Annotated in this window: 12 protein-coding genes; 4 read left to right on the top strand and 8 right to left on the bottom strand. The window is 65.1% G+C overall.

Features of this window, described 5'->3' with window-relative positions; genetic code table 11:
• The first annotated feature begins 16 nt into the window (after window positions 1–16).
• Window positions 17–1480, top strand: a complete 1464-nt coding sequence (locus tag AU381_RS23365) for a mannitol dehydrogenase family protein (protein ID WP_064244083.1) — start codon at window positions 17–19, stop codon at window positions 1478–1480.
• A gap of 6 nt (window positions 1481–1486) precedes the next feature.
• Here AU381_RS23365 and AU381_RS23360 read toward each other — a convergent pair whose 3' ends face one another.
• The gene (locus AU381_RS23360) at window positions 1487–2446 is read right to left on the bottom strand and encodes a S1C family serine protease (protein WP_064244082.1); all 960 of its coding nucleotides are present in this window, start codon (window positions 2444–2446) and stop codon (window positions 1487–1489) included.
• A 336-nt stretch (window positions 2447–2782) separates the two neighbouring features.
• Between AU381_RS23360 and AU381_RS23355 the strand changes: the two genes are divergently transcribed.
• The gene (locus AU381_RS23355) at window positions 2783–4177 is read left to right on the top strand and encodes a sulfite oxidase (RefSeq protein WP_064244217.1); all 1395 of its coding nucleotides are present in this window, start codon (window positions 2783–2785) and stop codon (window positions 4175–4177) included.
• A gap of 33 nt (window positions 4178–4210) precedes the next feature.
• Here the strand turns inward: AU381_RS23355 and AU381_RS23350 are convergent, their stop codons facing one another.
• The 3 genes from AU381_RS23350 to AU381_RS23340 form a co-directional block, all read right to left on the bottom strand.
• Window positions 4211–4999 (bottom strand): ATP-binding cassette domain-containing protein, encoded by a 789-nt coding sequence (locus AU381_RS23350; protein WP_064244081.1) that lies wholly within the window; start codon window positions 4997–4999, stop codon window positions 4211–4213.
• Window positions 4992–7244, bottom strand: a complete 2253-nt coding sequence (locus tag AU381_RS23345; protein ID WP_064244080.1) for an ABC transporter permease — start codon at window positions 7242–7244, stop codon at window positions 4992–4994. The genes AU381_RS23350 and AU381_RS23345 overlap by 8 nt, the downstream gene beginning before the upstream one ends.
• Window positions 7245–7513: 269 nt before the next feature.
• Complete coding sequence (locus AU381_RS23340) at window positions 7514–8596, bottom strand: substrate-binding domain-containing protein (protein WP_064244079.1); 1083 nt, start codon at window positions 8594–8596, stop codon at window positions 7514–7516.
• Between the two features lie 420 nt (window positions 8597–9016).
• Here AU381_RS23340 and AU381_RS23335 point away from each other — a divergent pair, with 420 nt between their 5' ends.
• Both AU381_RS23335 and AU381_RS23330 read left to right on the top strand, forming a co-directional pair.
• On the top strand, window positions 9017–9766 hold the full coding sequence (locus AU381_RS23335) for a carbonic anhydrase (protein WP_064244078.1): 750 nt from the start codon (window positions 9017–9019) through the stop codon (window positions 9764–9766).
• A gap of 411 nt (window positions 9767–10177) precedes the next feature.
• A complete protein-coding gene (locus AU381_RS23330) occupies window positions 10178–10927 on the top strand; it encodes an SDR family oxidoreductase (protein ID WP_064244077.1) in 750 nt (249 codons plus the stop codon).
• Window positions 10928–11151: 224 nt separating this feature from the next.
• Here the strand turns inward: AU381_RS23330 and mmsB are convergent, their stop codons facing one another.
• The 4 genes from mmsB to AU381_RS23310 all read right to left on the bottom strand — a co-directional run bounded on the left by mmsB (window position 11152) and on the right by AU381_RS23310 (window position 15874).
• Window positions 11152–12045 carry a 3-hydroxyisobutyrate dehydrogenase gene (gene mmsB, locus AU381_RS23325; protein WP_064244076.1) on the bottom strand — a complete coding sequence of 298 codons (894 nt, stop codon included), beginning with the start codon at window positions 12043–12045 and terminating at the stop codon, window positions 11152–11154.
• Between the two features lie 60 nt (window positions 12046–12105).
• Window positions 12106–13173, bottom strand: a complete 1068-nt coding sequence (locus AU381_RS23320) for an enoyl-CoA hydratase/isomerase family protein (RefSeq protein WP_064244075.1) — start codon at window positions 13171–13173, stop codon at window positions 12106–12108.
• A gap of 12 nt (window positions 13174–13185) precedes the next feature.
• A complete protein-coding gene (locus AU381_RS23315) occupies window positions 13186–14328 on the bottom strand; it encodes an isobutyryl-CoA dehydrogenase (protein ID WP_064244074.1) in 1143 nt (380 codons plus the stop codon).
• A gap of 127 nt (window positions 14329–14455) precedes the next feature.
• Entirely contained in the window at window positions 14456–15874 is a 1419-nt protein-coding gene (locus AU381_RS23310; RefSeq protein WP_064244073.1) for a helix-turn-helix domain-containing protein, read from the bottom strand.
• Between the last annotated feature and the right edge of the window lie 87 nt (window positions 15875–15961).

Here is a 15961-nt window from a genome sequence, read left to right as displayed (position 1 = left end):
CGGGAGGAAGAGCGCCATGCGGCTTTCAAGACTGACGCTCGACCGCCTGCCGGAAGGCGTAGGAAGACCGGGCTACGATCCGACATGTGTAATCATCGGCATAGTCCATCTCGGCATCGGCGCCTTTCACCGCGCCCACCAGGCGGTCTTTACCGAGGCGGTCCTCGCCGACGATCCGGCTTGGGGCATCTCAGGCGTCTCGCTCCGGAGCCCCGATACACGGGACGCTCTCAAGCCTCAGGACGGTCTCTACACACTCAAGATCCAGGACGGCCAAGGCGAGCAGTTGCAGGTCGTCGGCAGCATCGTCGAGCTGCTCTGCGCGCCGGAAGATCCGGAGGCCGTTCTCCGCCGGATGGCCGATCCCGCCACACGCATCGTTTCGCTGACGATTACCGAGAAAGGCTATTGCCACAACCCCGCGACCGGCACGCTGGACGAGAACCATCCCGACATTGTCCATGACCTTGGAAATCCGCGGCAGCCGCGCTCGGCAGTCGGCTTCATCGTCGAGGCGCTTGCCAGGAGGAAAAGGGCCGGCATTGCTCCGTTCACCCTGCTTTGCTGTGATAACCTTCCGTCGAACGGCCACGTGCTGAAACGGGTGGTGACACGCTTTGCGGAGCTGCGCGATCCCGTCCTTGCAGACCTCGCACATGGCATCTCCTGCCCTTCCACCATGGTCGACAGGATCGTGCCGGCCACCACGGACAGCGACCGGGACGCGATCGCGACGGCGCTCGGGCTCGAGGACGCCTGGCCGATCATGACCGAGCCCTTCCAGCAATGGGTGATCGAGGACGATTTCCCTCTCGGCCGCCCGGCCTGGGAAGAGGCGGGCGCCGTCTTCGTCGACGATGTCGCCGTGTTCGAAATGATGAAGCTTCGGCTGCTCAACGGCAGCCATTCGACGCTCGCCTATCTCGGCTATCTGGCCGGCGCCGAGACGGTGGCCGAAGCCATGGCCCTTCCCGGGATGGAGGCGCTGATCGAGGGGTTGATGCGCGAAGAAGCCACACCGACCTTGCCGCCCCTGCAGGGTATCGACCTCGCCGCCTATCGCGCCGACCTGCTCCGGCGGTTCCGCAATCCGAAGCTCCGCCACCGCACCTGGCAAATCGCCATGGACGGCTCGCAGAAGCTGCCGCAGCGCCTTCTCGGCACCATTCGTGACCGCCTGAAGGCCGGCGCCGGGTACTCGCGGCTGGCGCTCGGGGTCGCCGCCTGGATGCGCTACGCGCGAGGGCTGGACGAACGGGGCCAGGCGATCGACGTCCGCGACCCGCATGCCGCCCGCATCGCCGGCCTCGTCCGGGACGTCGTCGAGCCGGAGCGGATCGTCGATGCCTACCTGACCATGCAGGACGTTTTCGATGCAGATCTGGCGACGAGCGCCCCCTTTCGCCTCGCGCTCGTCAGGGCCTTGACAAGGCTCGTCGAAGAAGGATCGGCGGCGACGCTTCGCGCCTACGCGAGATAGGCCAGTTCACGAAGCTCGCGCGATCGGCAACACGGTCTTCCGTTCGATTTCGTTTGCGACCGTATAGATCAGAAACTCCGTCGCTCTCCCGATACGCTCGCCATCGAGGAGCCGGACCATGTCATCGATACCGAGGACCGGGGTGCCGTCGATCGCGAGCACGAAGTCACCCTCGCGAAGGCCCGCTTGATCGGCCGGCCCGCCCGCTTCGATGCGGCGCAGGCGGACTGAGGTTTCGCCCGTGATCCCGGCGCTGAGCGCGATGCGACGCGGCAGGGCGATCGTGTCGACCGCGACGCCGATGAAGGCCCGGCGAACCCGTCCAAACCTCAGGATCTCGGAAATGACGAAGTTGGCCGTATTCGAAGCCACGGCAAAGGCGATCCCCTGCGCGCCCTGGATGACCGCCGTGTTCACACCAACGACCTCGCCTGCCGACGATACCAGGGGGCCGCCGGAATTGCCGGGATTGAGCGCGGCATCCGTCTGGATGACGTCGTCTATGAGGCGACCGCTGGCCGCCCTCATCGACCGCCCGAGCGCCGAAACGACCCCGGCGGTGACCGTCCATTCGAAGCCGAGGGGGTTGCCGATGGCAATGGCGATCTGGCCGCGCTTCAACCTCTTCGAGTCGCCGAGCGGCGCCCAGGCGCCGAGGCTCGAGTCCGCTCGGACCAAAGCCAGATCGGTGTCGGGGTCCCTGCCGAGAATCCTGCCTTCGCCGCTGTAGCCATCCGGCATCTTCACGCGGAGGCCGCGGGCGTTCTCGACCACGTGATTGTTGGTGACGATCAGCCCGTCCGGAGAGATCGCGAACCCGGAACCCTGGCCACCGCGCCCGCCGATCCTCTCGATCCGGCTGACGGCCGGGCCGACGCGGTCGACCGCATCCGTCACCGTTTGCGAATAGGCGTCGAGCAGTTCGGCATCCGGTGCCGCCTGAATGTTCTTGTCGATATAGCCCATGACCGTTCCTCTGGATCCCAAAGTTCATGGAAGGGTGCTGATCTGTTCGAGCGTCCGGAGGTGCGACGGTCACCGGCGTGCGCAGGCACTGTTCACGATCGCCGGCCGTTACTGATGCAGGACCGGCGCCACCGTCTTCCGAGACGGAGATATGAACGCCCGCTTGTTCCTTCAAGCGGTCCGATCGACACGAAGCCGTCATCGATTTCCGGAGGAGCGGGGGCTGTGGACGAGACCCCCACAGGAGAGTTTTCAACGATATCCGGCGAAAGCGAGGATGCATGATATATTGCCCCGAACGCTCGTCCAATCTTACCGAAAGGCATGGGGGTCCCGATGCCTCTGTTCATTGTGCGCCACCAGCATGCACCCGAAAACTGCCCGGCGCGCGATCCGGCCATGGGCGTGATGCTGCTGAACCACTTGAGCCGGCCGAGCGCCGCTCGCTACGGCGTGGTCATCAAGGCCGAGGCCGTCGTTCGCGGTGCCCACTCGCTGTTCTTCATCGCCGAGGCGGCGGATGAGACCGTCCTCCAGGCGTTCCTGGCGCCATTCCGTCAAGCCGGCGAGGTCGAAGTGATGGCGGCATCGACCTGCGCGGAGGTGGTCGCGAGTGGCGGCTGCGATCAGCCCGCGGCGGAAGTTTCGGCCGCTTTGCTCGATCCGGCCGACGCATGCCAGGACGCAATCGAGGCCGGGCTTCTCGTTCATCGCGCCTATCCGCTGAACGGCGAGACGTCGGTGCCGGACCTCGCGGGCGGGGCAGTCATGCCCAACGGCCGTTTCTACCTGCGTAACCACTTCGATATTCCGAACCTCGATGGCGAACGCTATCGGCTCTCGGTCGGCGGGCTGGTCGAAAGGCCCCTGAGCCTGAGCATGCGAGACCTTCACAATCTTCATGCCGAGAGCCTCGTGGTGACCCTCGAATGCGCCGGCAACGGCCGCAGCCTGTTCGATCCGGCCGTGCCCGGCGAGGCCTGGGGCCTGGGCGCCGTAAGCACCGCCGAATGGACCGGCGTTCCCTTGATCGAAGTGATCGAACGGGCAGGCCTGCAACCCGGCGCGACGCAACTCACGTTCCGCGGTGCGGACGGCGGGCTCGTCGAGGGTCGCGATGCGCCGATCCGTTTCGAGCGCGGCCTCAGCTTCGACCAGATCCGCGAAACGGGTGCGCTGCTCGCCTACGAGATGAACGGCGAGCCGCTGTCGCCGCCTCACGGCTACCCGCTGCGGCTGATCGTGCCCGGCTGGTATGCGGTGGCGTCCGTCAAGTGGCTGACCGAGATCATCGTTACCGACAAGCCTTGCGAGGCCCACTATCAGGCGGAGAAGTACTGGTACCAGTGGGTCCGGAACGGGCGCGACGAGCGTGAGCCGGTGACGCTGATGAATGTGCGGGCGCTCATCGCTTCGCCCGATCAGGGGGAGAGCCTGCCACGTGGCGAGACGGCGATCCGTGGCGTCGCCTGGTCGGGCGCCGGAAATATATCCAGGGTCGATGTAAGCCTGAACGACGGCCCGTGGCGTGAGGCGCGCCTCGTGGGCGAGCGGCGGAGCTCCGCATGGCAATGGTGGGAGCTGATCACGCCGCTTGAGCAGACAGGGCCGCTCGTCGTGCGGGCGCGCGGCACCGACATGGCGGGCCGGACCCAGCCAGAGCGGGCCGAGTGGAACCGGCTCGGCTACGGCAACAACTCGATCCACTGCGTGACAGCACAGGTGATCTGAAGCCTCTGCATGTTTCCTTATATCGTCGCCGTGCTACGGCCGGCGCCCTCTTGCCTCGTCGGCCGTCAGCGCCGTCTCGCGGGTGCCGGAGACGATGATTTCCAGCACCTCGTGCTCGTCGGTGTTCCTGATGTAACGGTCGCCGACATATTCGCCACGCTTCAGCACCATGACACGGTCGCCGACGGCGAAGATGTCGACGAGCCGGTGCGAGATGATGATCTGGGCGACACCTTGCCTCTTCAATTCAAGCATGGTCTCGAGCAGCCGCTCGGTGGCCATCACCGAAAGGTTGGCGGTCGGTTCGTCGAGGATGACGACGCGCGGTTCGAACGAGATCGCCCGGGCGATCGCCACCGACTGCTGGCGCCCGCCCGAGAGGCTTTCGACCTTCTGGTAGACAGAGTTCACGTCGACCTTGAGCCGCTTCAGCACCCGATCGGCTTCCGCATACATCGCCCGTCGGTTGACGAAGGGACCTTTGAGCGGCCATCGGCCGAGGAAGATATTCTGGCCGACATCCATGTTTCCGCAAAGCGCGAAGTCCTGGTAGATCATCTCGATGCCGACGTCGCGGCTCTCGTGCGGGCTCTTGAACTGCACCGGCTGTCCGGCAACGAGGATTTCGCCCGCATCGCGCTGATAGGCGCCCGTGAGGATTTTCATCAGCGTCGACTTGCCGGCCGAGTTGTCGCCGACGAGGCCGAGGATTTCGCCCGGATAGAGGACGAGGTCCACCTTGCGAAGCGCCTGCACGGCACCGAAGGCCTTTTCGATGCCGCGCATCTCGACGATCGGCCGGGGCGACTGAATATCAACCATGGCTGCCCGCTCCTGTTGGCGCCCGCCTCGCGAAGCGCGCACGCAGAGTTCCGAGAATGTTGGCCTGGCGCACCCATATGTCGATCAGCACGGCGACGATCAGGATGACGCCGATGAAGACGTTGATCCAGTGCTGCGGCATGGTGAAGCCCTGGACGTTCAGTTGCAGCAGCGCCCGGATCAGCGTGATCACGGCGGCCCCGGCGAGCGAGCCGATCATCGTCCCGTGGCCGCCGAAGATCGACCCGCCGCCGATGATCACCGAGGCGATGGCGTCGAGCTCGCGGAACTGCCCGGCGACGGGGTTGAAGCTGCGGAAATAGGCGACGTTGATGAGCCCCGCCATGGTCGCGCAGAGCGCCGCCAGCATCAGCGAGAGGAAGCGTATCCGGTTGGTGTTGATACCGGCATAGGCCGCCGCCCTGAGATTACCCCCGGTGGCGCAGACCTTGAGCCCGAACGGCGTATAGGCGAGCACGATGCCGGCGACGACGGCGACGAAGAACATCCACACCGTCTGGACGCTGACGACCTCGGTGACGGTGCGGATAAAGCCCGGAGGCGGCGCGACGTCGAAATAGAGGAGCACGTCACTGACCTTGCGGCCGATGAGGTTGTAACCCTCAGTCCAGCCGGTCAATTGCTGGCCTGCGACGAACCAGGCGGCAAGGCCGCGGGCGATGTAGAACATGCCGAGCGTGGCGATGAAGGAGGGCAGTTTGAAACCGACGGTGACGGTGGCGTTGACGAGCCCTGCGGCCATGCCCGCGACGAGGCCCATCGCGATCGCCGTCATCGGATCGGCCCCCAGCACCTTGAGGAAATAGGCCGCCGTGCTGCCGGCAAGCGCCAGGACCGCGCCGACGGAGAGATCGATATCGCCGGCCGCGATCACATAGGTCAGCCCGATCGTGATCAGCGCCAGCTCCGTATAGTTGAGCAGGATGGCGAAAGTATTGGAGAGGTTCCACCAATAGTCCGGCCGAAGCGCAACTCCCGTCAGCCACAGAACGGCGGCCAGGATGATGGCGAGCGCATCGCGCCGCGCCAGGAACTTGCCGAGCCCCGTCGCCGACAGCGCCATGTCCGCCGCCATCGCCCCCTTGGTCTGGACGCCCTCGAGGGCAACGCCGCCCATCTCCATGGCAGGAGGCGGCGGGTGGCGGCGCAGCCAGGCCCAGAATCGGGCCAGCACCTGCCGGCGAATGAGATAGGGTTCGATGAGCACGGCGATGACGAGGAGAAGGCCGAGGAAGACCAGCACTGCGCCTGCCGGCAGCGTATAGCGGGCGCTGACCGCAATGCTCTCACCGTCGATGACGACGGTGCGCGTGATCGGCCAGCCCTCGCGCAGCACCTTGTCGATGAGGACGACCAGCGCCGCGCCAAGGCAGGACCCGACAACCCCGCCGCGGCCGCCGAGGATCGATGCGCCGCCGATGATCACCGACGCGATCACGGTAAGCTCCCAGCTCACTCCGTAGAGGGGAGTGACGCCCTTGTCCTGGGCGGCCGCCAGGAGGGCCGCGACGGTCGCCGACAGCGAGGAGATCAGATAAGCGCGGATACGTACCCAGTTCGCCGGGATGCCGGCATAGACGGCGGCCTGTTCGTTGCCGCCGGTGGCGAAGGTTTCGTAGCCCCAGCGTGTCTTGGCAAGGACGATCGCCCCGGCCGCTGCGACGATGGCGAATATGGCGATCTGGTTGTTGAAGCCGAGGACATTCGTCTCGCCCAGGTGAAAGAAAAGCGGGGCTGCTTTGGCCTTGCCGGAATAGTAGATCGCCTGGCCGTGCGTCAGCGCCAGCACGAAGCCGCGGCCGATGAAGAGCATCGTCAGCGTGGCGATGAACGCGGGCACCTTCAGGAGGGTGACGAGCACGCCGTTGACGAGGCCGATAGCGGCACCCAGCAACAGGCAGAGGATAATGGTCGCGACAATGCCGAAATCGAGAAAGCTCGGCGCAAAGAGCCTCGCGAAAACGACTGCGATCAGCCCATAGGTCGAGCCGACGGAGAGATCGAGGTCCTTGTTGACGATGACGAATGTCATGCCGACGGCAATGATCCCGACGCGGGAGGTGTCGCGGAGCAGCGCGTGGAGACCCTCGGTCGAACCGAAGAAGGTCGGATTGACGACCGCTCCGGCGAGATAGAGCAGCGCGATGAAAACAAGGAGTCCCCCCTCCCAGCTGCCGGCAAGCTGGGAGGGCGCGCGGCCGAGCGATGGCGACGTGGGTGTCATGGAGGTGTCTTCCGCTTGCTCCGCGCGCGAGGATACGATCCGTTCGAGATGGGTGCGGATGCCCTACCCCCTCTGGGCTGCCGGCCATCTCCCCCACAAGGGGGGAGACGACGCGCGGCACGGCCCCCGTCTCCCTCGAAGCGCTCCGCTTGCGGAAACCTATGGTTGGAGCGAGTGGGCAGCCGCACATATTCTCCCCCCTTGTGGGGGAGATGGCCGGCAGGCCAGAGGGGGAGTGCTGCCGCCATCATTCCGCTCCAGGCCACCGTTCAGTTCTCGAACCGCTTGCCGACCTTGGCGACGTTCTCCTTCGTCACGAGCTGGGCGCGGGTGTCGAGGTTGGCGGCCGAGATGCCGCGGTCGATCTGCAGATAGAGCTGCATGACCGGCCAAAAGCCCTGCAGGAAAGGCTGCTGGCCGAGCGAGCCGGTCAGGTTGCCGGCGGCGATGCCTTCCTGCTGCGCCGGGCCGAGATCGAAGCCGAAGGCGCAGAACTTGCCCGTCCAGCCCATCTGCTCCACCGCCTTGACGAGCGGCGGCGTGAACACATTGTTGGCCGTGAACGCGCCGACCACGTCGCCGCGCGATTCGAAGAGCGTCACGAGCGCGTTGACCGGGTCGTTCGGGTTCGTGTCGATGCCGACATTCTCCGGCCCGGCATCGACCTTGAAGGCCTCGAGCTTGCCGGCATCCTTCAGCGTCTTGACGATCGCGTTGAAGGCGGCCGTGACGCGATTGTTCACCTCGATATTGCCCATCGCGGTCGACGAAGGCAGCAGGATCGAGCCGCTGGTCTTGCCGCTGTCGAGCACGCATTTGGCGAGCGCCTCGCCGCCGATCGCCGCTGCCGAGGCGTCCTGCCCGGTGTGGCTGATGCTGCTGCGGTTGAGTATGGATTCGTCAAAGGAGTTCGTGGTGGCAACCGGAATGCCGGCCGCTTCGGCCGCCTTGACGATGTCGTTATAGGCGCCGACCTGCGGCGTCGTCATGATGATGCCGTCGATTTTCGGATCGCGGACGATCTGGTTGAGGATCTCGATCTCGCGCGCCGGGTCGTCCACCGGCGATTCCGAGCCGAGCAGCAGGATCTCGGCGCCGATCATGTTGCCGGCCACCTTCGCTCCGACATAGACCGGATCGAAGAAGCCGTTGCCGGCCGTATGCGTGACGATCGCGAAGGTCAGATGACCGTCGGCCGAATGGAAGTCCTTGGTTTCCGGGGCTTCCTTCGCCGCGTCGTCGAAACTATAGCCGCCGACCGCTTTCTCGACGCTGCCCGATTGCGCGGATGCGGATGTTACGCCAACTGATAACGCCGCGGCGGAGACCGCGGAGAGCAAAATTCGCCTCATGGCTTTCCTCCCTCGGATCACGCCTATGCTGGTTCTGGCAACCGGAGCCTGCGTGATCGCTTCCCAATGGCTAGAGCGGGATACGGGTGGAAAATCGCATACACCTTGCCCCTTCCCCCTCCAAGTGTCAGCGGGCGAAGCGGTTCGGGCGCAGTTGTCGAGAGGCGCGTCGAAGGCTTCCTCCCATCCGCCTATTTTCTGCGCAGTTGGAGCACAAGTAAATGGCGAACTTCTCGTGAACGCGCGGGTGGACGGACCTCTCCGTTCCTGACCCGGACACCCGAATCCCGCAGGCGATGTCCGTTTCGCGCAGCCTTTTTGCACTGCGTCATTCCTGACAGTTGATGGACAGGTTTGGAAGCACAACATCGCGTCCCCGCGAGCGCTATCTGCTCGCGAATTGTTCGAAAGGAAATAAGAATGGAAAGGCGTGATTTCCTCCGGGGCCTGGCCTTGCTTGCCGCTTGCCCGCTCTGCGTCAAGACGGCTTACGCCGCCGAAGGCGTGCATTGGAGCTATGAAGGCGAAGAGGGCCCGGAGCATTGGGGCACCTTGAGCAAGGAGAACAGTGCCTGCTCGGCCGGCTCGCAGCAATCGCCGATCGACATCACGGGCGCGATCAAGGCCGACATCCCGGACCTCGCGACCGACTGGAAGAGCGGCGGCACGATCCTCAACAACGGCCATACGATCCAGGTGAAGGCGGCCGGCGGCACGCTCAAGCGCGGCGACAAGACCTACGACCTGGTGCAATACCATTTCCACGCGCCGAGCGAACATCTGGTCGACGGCAAGGGCTTCCCGATGGAAGTGCATTTCGTCCACAAGAATGCCGAAACCGGCACGCTCGGCGTGCTCGGCGTTTTCATTGTCCCCGGTGCCGCCAACCCGACCTTTGCGAGCCTCGCAGCGAAGTTCCCGCAGAAGGCAGGCGAGGAGGTTGCCCTCGACGCGGTCGACCCCAAGGGTCTCCTGCCCGCTTCGCTTAAATACTGGGCCTACGAGGGATCGCTTACCACCCCGCCCTGCAGCGAGATCGTCGACTGGATGGTGGCGATGGATCCGATCGAGGTGGATCCGGCCGACATCAAGAAGTTCACGGCGCTCTATTCGATGAACGCGCGGCCGGCTGTTGCCGGCAATCGTCGCTACGTGCTGAGCTCCAGTTGATCAGCGCGGCAACCAAGCACCTCGGCGGCGCATCGCCCCGGGGTGCTCCCTTTGCGCGCTTGCGAACGGCGCTTCGCCAACTCTTACTCTCGAAGATTGGGATGGAGTGGTATCGCTGGTGACACCGCTTTCGAGAGGCAGGCCGCATGACAGAACAGCTCTTGCCTCTCCTCTCCCATTTCTGTTGAATGAACTTCGAGTTTGACAGCCTTGCTGAAGGGAAGTTGTTTCCAGCAAAAGCAACATACAACATCATCACTGTGTCCAGGCATTGGTTTCTTGCCAACCTATTAAGGGATTTCCAGCGTCGTTCTGAAGAATGTGAACCATGGCGCCGTTCGCTGCAAATGTCCCCTTGTGAGAAATCGGCCCCATCCGGCGTTTCGATGATTGAAGCAGCGAGGACAAGCGATGTTCGACCTCAACGGCAAGACCGCGCTGGTGACCGGCGGCGGGCGCGGACTAGGCCTCGAAATGGCCAGAGCGCTGGCGAAGGCCGGCGCCTGGACGGTGATCAACGGCCGCAACCGGCATAGCCTACAAGAGGCGCGCGAGCGGCTCGCCGCCGACGGCATCGCGATCGGCATCGCGCCGGGCGATATCACCCGCGATGTCGGCGCTATCCTCGCCCAGGCGACCGAGGAGACCGGTCAGCTCGATATTCTCATTCATGCGGTTGGCGAGCGCGACAGGCGCGGTACCGAGGCGATGGAGCCGGAGGATTTTGCGCAGCTCCTGAACACCGACCTGACCGCGGCCTATGCCGTCGCGAGGGCCGCCCTCCCGCTGCTCAAGTGTTCCGCCGCCGGCCGGTTGATCTTCGTGACGTCGATCGCCGCCTTTACCGCCCGGGCCGGCGATCCAGCCTATACGGCGGCGAAAGGCGGGCTTTCGGCGCTGACGCGCTCGCTTGCCGTCGAACTCGGCGCCGACAACCTCACGGTCAACGCAATCGCGCCCGGCTGGTTCGCGACCGAGACCAACGCCCATCTCGCCGCCGACCCGGCGCTCCAGGCCTTTGTCGAGGTGCGCATTCCGCTGAAACGCTGGGGTCGGCCCGAGGAGATCGCCCCCGCCGCCGTCTTCCTCGCCTCGCCGGCAGCAAGCTTCGTCAACGGCATTACGCTGACTGTGGATGGCGGTATGACCGTGCAGATGTGAGCTTTCGGCAACGCCGCTGGGAAGGATACCCCTCTGGCCTGCCGGCCATCTCCCCCACAAGGGGGGAGACGAGTCGCGGCGATCCGCTCAATCCAACGGAGAGGCTGACACAGGCGGAATCCTTCAATGGGGCACGGCGCACGCCGCATATATTCTCCCCCCTTGTGGGGGAGATGGCCGGCAGGCCAGAGGGGGTTTTGAGCGTCGCGGCCTAAGTAGCCATCCTACCCCGCCCTCACCGCCTCCCCCCGCAGCATGCGGATCAGTCCGGAAAAATCCTCAGCCCCATGGCCGAGCTTCTCGAACAGGCTGTAGAGCTGCGCCGCCTGCGCGCCCATCGGCGTCGTCGCACCGCTTGCGCTTGCGGCCTGCTGCGCCAGCATCAGGTCTTTCAGCATGAGGCTCGCCATGAACCCGGGCTTATAGTCGTTGTTGGCCGGCGAGGCCGGGACGGGGCCCGGCACCGGGCAATAGGAGGTGAGCGACCAGCATTGCCCGGACGAGGTGGACGCCACGTCGAAGAGCGCCTGGTGCGACAGGCCCAGCCGCTCGGCGAGCACGAAGGCTTCGCAGACCGCCACCATCGAGACGCCGAGGATCATGTTGTTGCAGATCTTGGCGGCCTGCCCGGCACCGGCATCACCGCAATGGACGATCTTCTTGCCCATAGCGTCCAGCAGGTGCTTGCCGCGGGAAAAAGCGCCGTCGCTGCCGCCGACCATGAAGGTCAGCGTCCCGGCGGCCGCACCGGCCGTGCCGCCGGAAACGGGCGCGTCGAGCGAGAGGCAGCCGGCCTTGTCGGCGAAGCCGTGGACCTTGCGGGCGCTTTCGACATCGATCGTCGAACTGTCGATGACGAGCGTCCCCGGGTCGACGAAACCGAGCAACTCGTCCCAGACATAGATGACGTGCGAACCCGCCGGCAGCATGGTGATGACGCATTCGGTTTCGCGCACCGCCTGGGAGATCGATCCGGCTATCGAAACGCCCGTCTTCGCCGCCGCATTGCGCGAGGCCTCCGACAGGTCGAAGCCGGTGACCGCGTGTCCCGCCTTCACCAGATTGGCGGCCATCGGGCCGCCCATATTGCCAAGTCCGATAAAGGCGATCTTCGTCATCTTGCCTCTCCTCCTCAACTCACATCTTTGGTCCAGGCGCTTTCCGCCGCGCGATCGTCCTCAGCCGCCGGCAAAAAGCGGCGAACCTTCGTAGCGCTTGAAGCGCGCGAGCATCTGCGGCGTGACCTCCTCGAGCCCGACCGACCATTTGGGATTGCGGTCCTTGTCGATCACCGCGGCGCGAACGCCCTCGTAAAAGTCCGGGTTGGAGAGCATGGCGACGCAGCCGGCATACTCCCGCTCCAGGCAGTCGTTCAGCGTCGCGCTGCGGCGTCCGGCTCTCAGCAGCGAAAGGGTCAGCTTCAGGCTGATCGCCGACCGGGTCTTCAACAGGGCGAGCGTCTCGCGGGCGAAGTCGGACCCGTCCTCTTCCAGCGCCGCAAGGATTTCCTCGACCGTATCGAAGGCGAAGCAGCGGTCGATGAGCGCGACGTGGTCGAGCAGCGCCGAGGCCGGCGCCTCAGCCGCGACCGCCCGGATCGCGGCCGAAACATCCTTGCCGGTGGCCGACGGCGGGAGCTCGACAAGCGAGGCGATCAGCCCGTCGAGCTTCTCGGACGGGACGAAGCTGTCGGCAAGCCGCGCGTAGATTGCCGCCGCGGCACCGACGTCGCGGCCGGTGAGGCCGAGATAGGTGCCGAACTCGCCGGGCGCCCGCGGCAGGAGCCAGGTCGCCCCGACATCGGTGAAATAGCCGATCCCCGTTTCCGGCATGGCGAACCGGGTTTTCTCGGTGACGATGCGGTGGCTGCCATGCGAGGAAATCCCGACCCCGCCGCCCATGACGATGCCGTCCATGATGGCGATATAGGGCTTGCCAAAAGCGTCAATGCGGCTGTTGACGATGAACTCCTCGCGCCAGAACTGCGCCCCTTCATGCGGGCGCTCGCGGCCGCTCTCGTAAATCATGCGGATGTCGCCGCCAGCGCAAAGGCCACGCTCGCCTTCGCCGGTGACGAGCACGGCGGCGATCGCCGGATTGCGTTCGAACTCGGTGAGCGCCGCGTCGATCGCCCGGATCATCGCCAGATTGAGGCTGTTCAGCGCGCGCGGCCGGTTGAGCCGGAGCCTGCCGATCGCGCCGTTGCGTTCGACGACGACTTCCGGTTGAACGGTCTGCATCTCCATGAAGCGTCCTTCCTATTTCCGTCCTATGATCGCGCGCGACACGATCAGCCGCATGATCTCGTTGGTGCCTTCGAGTATCTGGTGCACCCTCAGGTCCCTGACAATCTTCTCGACGCCGTAATCGGCGAGATAGCCGTAGCCGCCATGCAATTGCAGCGCGTCGTTGGCGACGGCAAAGCAGCGGTCCGTGACGAAACGCTTGGCCATGGCGCAGAGCTTGGTGGCCTCCGGATCCGCGGCATCGAGCGCCGCGGCGGCCCGCCAAAGGAAGGTGCGGGCGATCTCCAGATCGGTCGCCATGTCGGCAAGCCGGAACTGCAGCGCCTGGAATTCGCCGATTGCTTTTCCGAAGGCACGGCGTTCCTGGACATAGGCGAGCGCCTTGTCGAAGGCGGCCTGCGCGCCGCCGAGCGAGGCGGCGGCGATGTTCAGCCGGCCGCCATCGAGGCCGGCCATGGCGATCCTGAAGCCTTCGCCCTCTGCCCCCAGCCGGTTCTCCGCCGGCACGCGGACATTGTCGAGCATCACCGCGCGCGTCGGCTGGGCGTGCCAGCCCATCTTCTTCTCGTTGGCCCCGAAGGTGAGCCCAGGCGCATCCATCTCGACGACGAAGGCGGAAATGCCCTTCGGCCCCTCCTCGCCGGTGCGCGCCATGACGACGTAGAGACCGGATTCGCCGGCGCCTGAGATGAACTGCTTCTGGCCGGTCAGGAGATAGGCGTCGCCGTCACGCACCGCCTTGGTCTTCAGCGCCGCCGCGTCCGAGCCGGAGCCGGGCTCGGTCAAGCAGTAGCTCGCCAGCGTCTCCATGATGAGCAGCGGCGGCAGCAACCGCTGGCGCTGCTCGTCCGTGCCGTAGCGGTCGATCATGCCGGCGCACATGTTGTGGATCGACACGAAGGAAGCGATCGACGGGCAGCCGGTCGCCAGCGCCTCGATGATCATCGCGGCGTCGAGACGGGTAAGCCCTGTGCCGCCGACGTCGTCGCGGACATAGATGCCCGCCATGCCGAGGGCGGCGGCGGCGCGCAGCGTCTCCACCGGAAAATGCTTCTGCTGGTCCCAGTCGACGGCATGGGGCGCAAGCTCGTCCCGCGCAAAATCGAGCGCCATCGTGCGGATGGCTTCCTGCTCCTCCGACAGGCGAAAATCCATATGCATGTCCTCCCTGACCCGCATATTTATGATGTGGCGCTGTAGTTACACCAAATCTCGAACAGGCACAGACGCAAATTCTCACAGTATCTGTTCAAAAACGAACAGGCCCGCGACAGGAGGCGGCTCAGCTCTCACTCAGACGATACGGCAGAGCGGCACGCATGTCATGATCGACAATCAGCTTACGCTTCAGCGGCGGCATGGCGCGGCTGGCGCATTTGGTACGCTCGCAGATGCGGCAGGAAATGCCGATCGGATCGAAGGCGGCGCGGTTGCCGAGGTCCATGTCGTCCGCATAGACGAAGGCGTCGGCGTAGGAGATCTCGCAGCCGAGCGCCAGCGCGTAGCGCGGATGGGCGGCACGGTAGCCGCCGCCGCCCTTGGTGATCTGCGTGGCGAGACAGAGATAGCGCACGCCGTCCGGCGTCTCGGCGAGCTGGCGGATGATCCGGCCCGGCGCCTCGAAGGCCTGGTGGACGTTCCAGAGCGGGCAGGCGGCGCCGAAGCGGGCGAACTGCAGCTTGGCGGCGCTGTGACGCTTGGTGATGTTGCCGGCCCGGTCGATACGCGCGAAGAAGATCGGTATGCCCTTCTGCCCCGGCCGCTGCAGGGTCGACAGCCGGTGGCAGACCTGCTCCAGCGAGGCGCCGAAGCGCGCCGCGATAAGTTCGATATCGTGGCGCAACTCGCGCGCCGCCTTGAGAAAAGCCTGATAGGGCAGGATGAGCGCGCCGGCGAAATAGTTCTGCAGGCCGATGCGACAGATCTCATAGGCTTCCTCGGTACGGAAGCCGGCGCTCCCGGCGACCTGGTCGATCTCCTCGCGGGCGTGAAGCTGGGCGATCTGGAGAGCCAGCTGGAAGTCGCGCGTCGGCGCCGGCGCGTAAGGGTTCAAGGTCAGGATGCGGGCGCGCGGATCGAAGCGCCGGATCGCCTCGTCGCCGGCCGCACCCCGCACGACGCGAACGCCGTGCCGCTGTTCGAGATGGCCGGCAAGTGCGGCGTGGTGGTCGCCCTCTCCGAGGCCAAGTTCGCCCGCCAACCGCTCGGCCAGCCTGTCGATCTCGTGGATGTAATTGTCGACGAAGTGGAAAAAGTCGCGCACTTCCTCATAAGGCGTCGTCTCGACGAAGGAAGCGTCGCGGCCGATCGTGTCGTCTATGCTGGCGAGCTGTTCGCTGTTGCGGCGATAGGCCTGGTGGCACTTGATCAATGCGTGCGCCAGTCCCGGCGCGTTCTGGGTAATGAGCTTGAGTTCCTGGAGACTCGGCGCATAGGTCTCGAAGAGCGGATCGCTGAGTGCCTCCGACAGGGCCGAGAGCAGCCTGTCGCCCTCGCCCGAGGAGAGTTCGGCAATGTCGATCTGGAACTTCTCCGCGAGCGCCAAGAGCACCGCCGCCGAGACCGGCCGCTGGTTGTTTTCGATCTGGTTCAGGTAGCTTGTCGAGATACCGATGCGCTCGGCGAACTGCCCCTGTGTCGCCCGGTTTGCTTCCCGCAGTTCCCTGACCTTCCGGCCGATATAGAGCTTGCCGATCGCCATGTTCGCAACTTTGCAATTTGCGGTTTACAATGTTCTATATTCTACATTTGCACATGATCGAAGGTTTTGAAAGCTGGCCTTCGGCGC

It is taken from the genome of Sinorhizobium glycinis, assembly GCF_001651865.1.
Taxonomy (GTDB): Bacteria; Pseudomonadota; Alphaproteobacteria; order Rhizobiales; family Rhizobiaceae; genus Sinorhizobium; species Sinorhizobium glycinis.
Note: the sequence above shows the minus strand (reverse complement) of the source record. Positions and strands in the feature narration are given on the sequence as shown.

Coding starts and splice junctions, on each gene's coding strand:
- AU381_RS23340 (WP_064244079.1), bottom strand. CDS start 8,596: ATGAGGCGAATTTTGCTCTCCGCGGTCTCCGCCGCGGCGTTATCAGTT.
- AU381_RS23345 (WP_064244080.1), bottom strand. CDS start 7,244: ATGACACCCACGTCGCCATCGCTCGGCCGCGCGCCCTCCCAGCTTGCC.
- AU381_RS23365 (WP_064244083.1), top strand. CDS start 17: ATGCGGCTTTCAAGACTGACGCTCGACCGCCTGCCGGAAGGCGTAGGA.
- AU381_RS23335 (WP_064244078.1), top strand. CDS start 9,017: ATGGAAAGGCGTGATTTCCTCCGGGGCCTGGCCTTGCTTGCCGCTTGC.
- AU381_RS23355 (WP_064244217.1), top strand. CDS start 2,783: ATGCCTCTGTTCATTGTGCGCCACCAGCATGCACCCGAAAACTGCCCG.
- mmsB (WP_064244076.1), bottom strand. CDS start 12,045: ATGACGAAGATCGCCTTTATCGGACTTGGCAATATGGGCGGCCCGATG.
- AU381_RS23320 (WP_064244075.1), bottom strand. CDS start 13,173: ATGGAGATGCAGACCGTTCAACCGGAAGTCGTCGTCGAACGCAACGGC.
- AU381_RS23350 (WP_064244081.1), bottom strand. CDS start 4,999: ATGGTTGATATTCAGTCGCCCCGGCCGATCGTCGAGATGCGCGGCATC.
- AU381_RS23330 (WP_064244077.1), top strand. CDS start 10,178: ATGTTCGACCTCAACGGCAAGACCGCGCTGGTGACCGGCGGCGGGCGC.
- AU381_RS23315 (WP_064244074.1), bottom strand. CDS start 14,328: ATGGATTTTCGCCTGTCGGAGGAGCAGGAAGCCATCCGCACGATGGCG.
- AU381_RS23310 (WP_064244073.1), bottom strand. CDS start 15,874: ATGGCGATCGGCAAGCTCTATATCGGCCGGAAGGTCAGGGAACTGCGG.
- AU381_RS23360 (WP_064244082.1), bottom strand. CDS start 2,446: ATGGGCTATATCGACAAGAACATTCAGGCGGCACCGGATGCCGAACTG.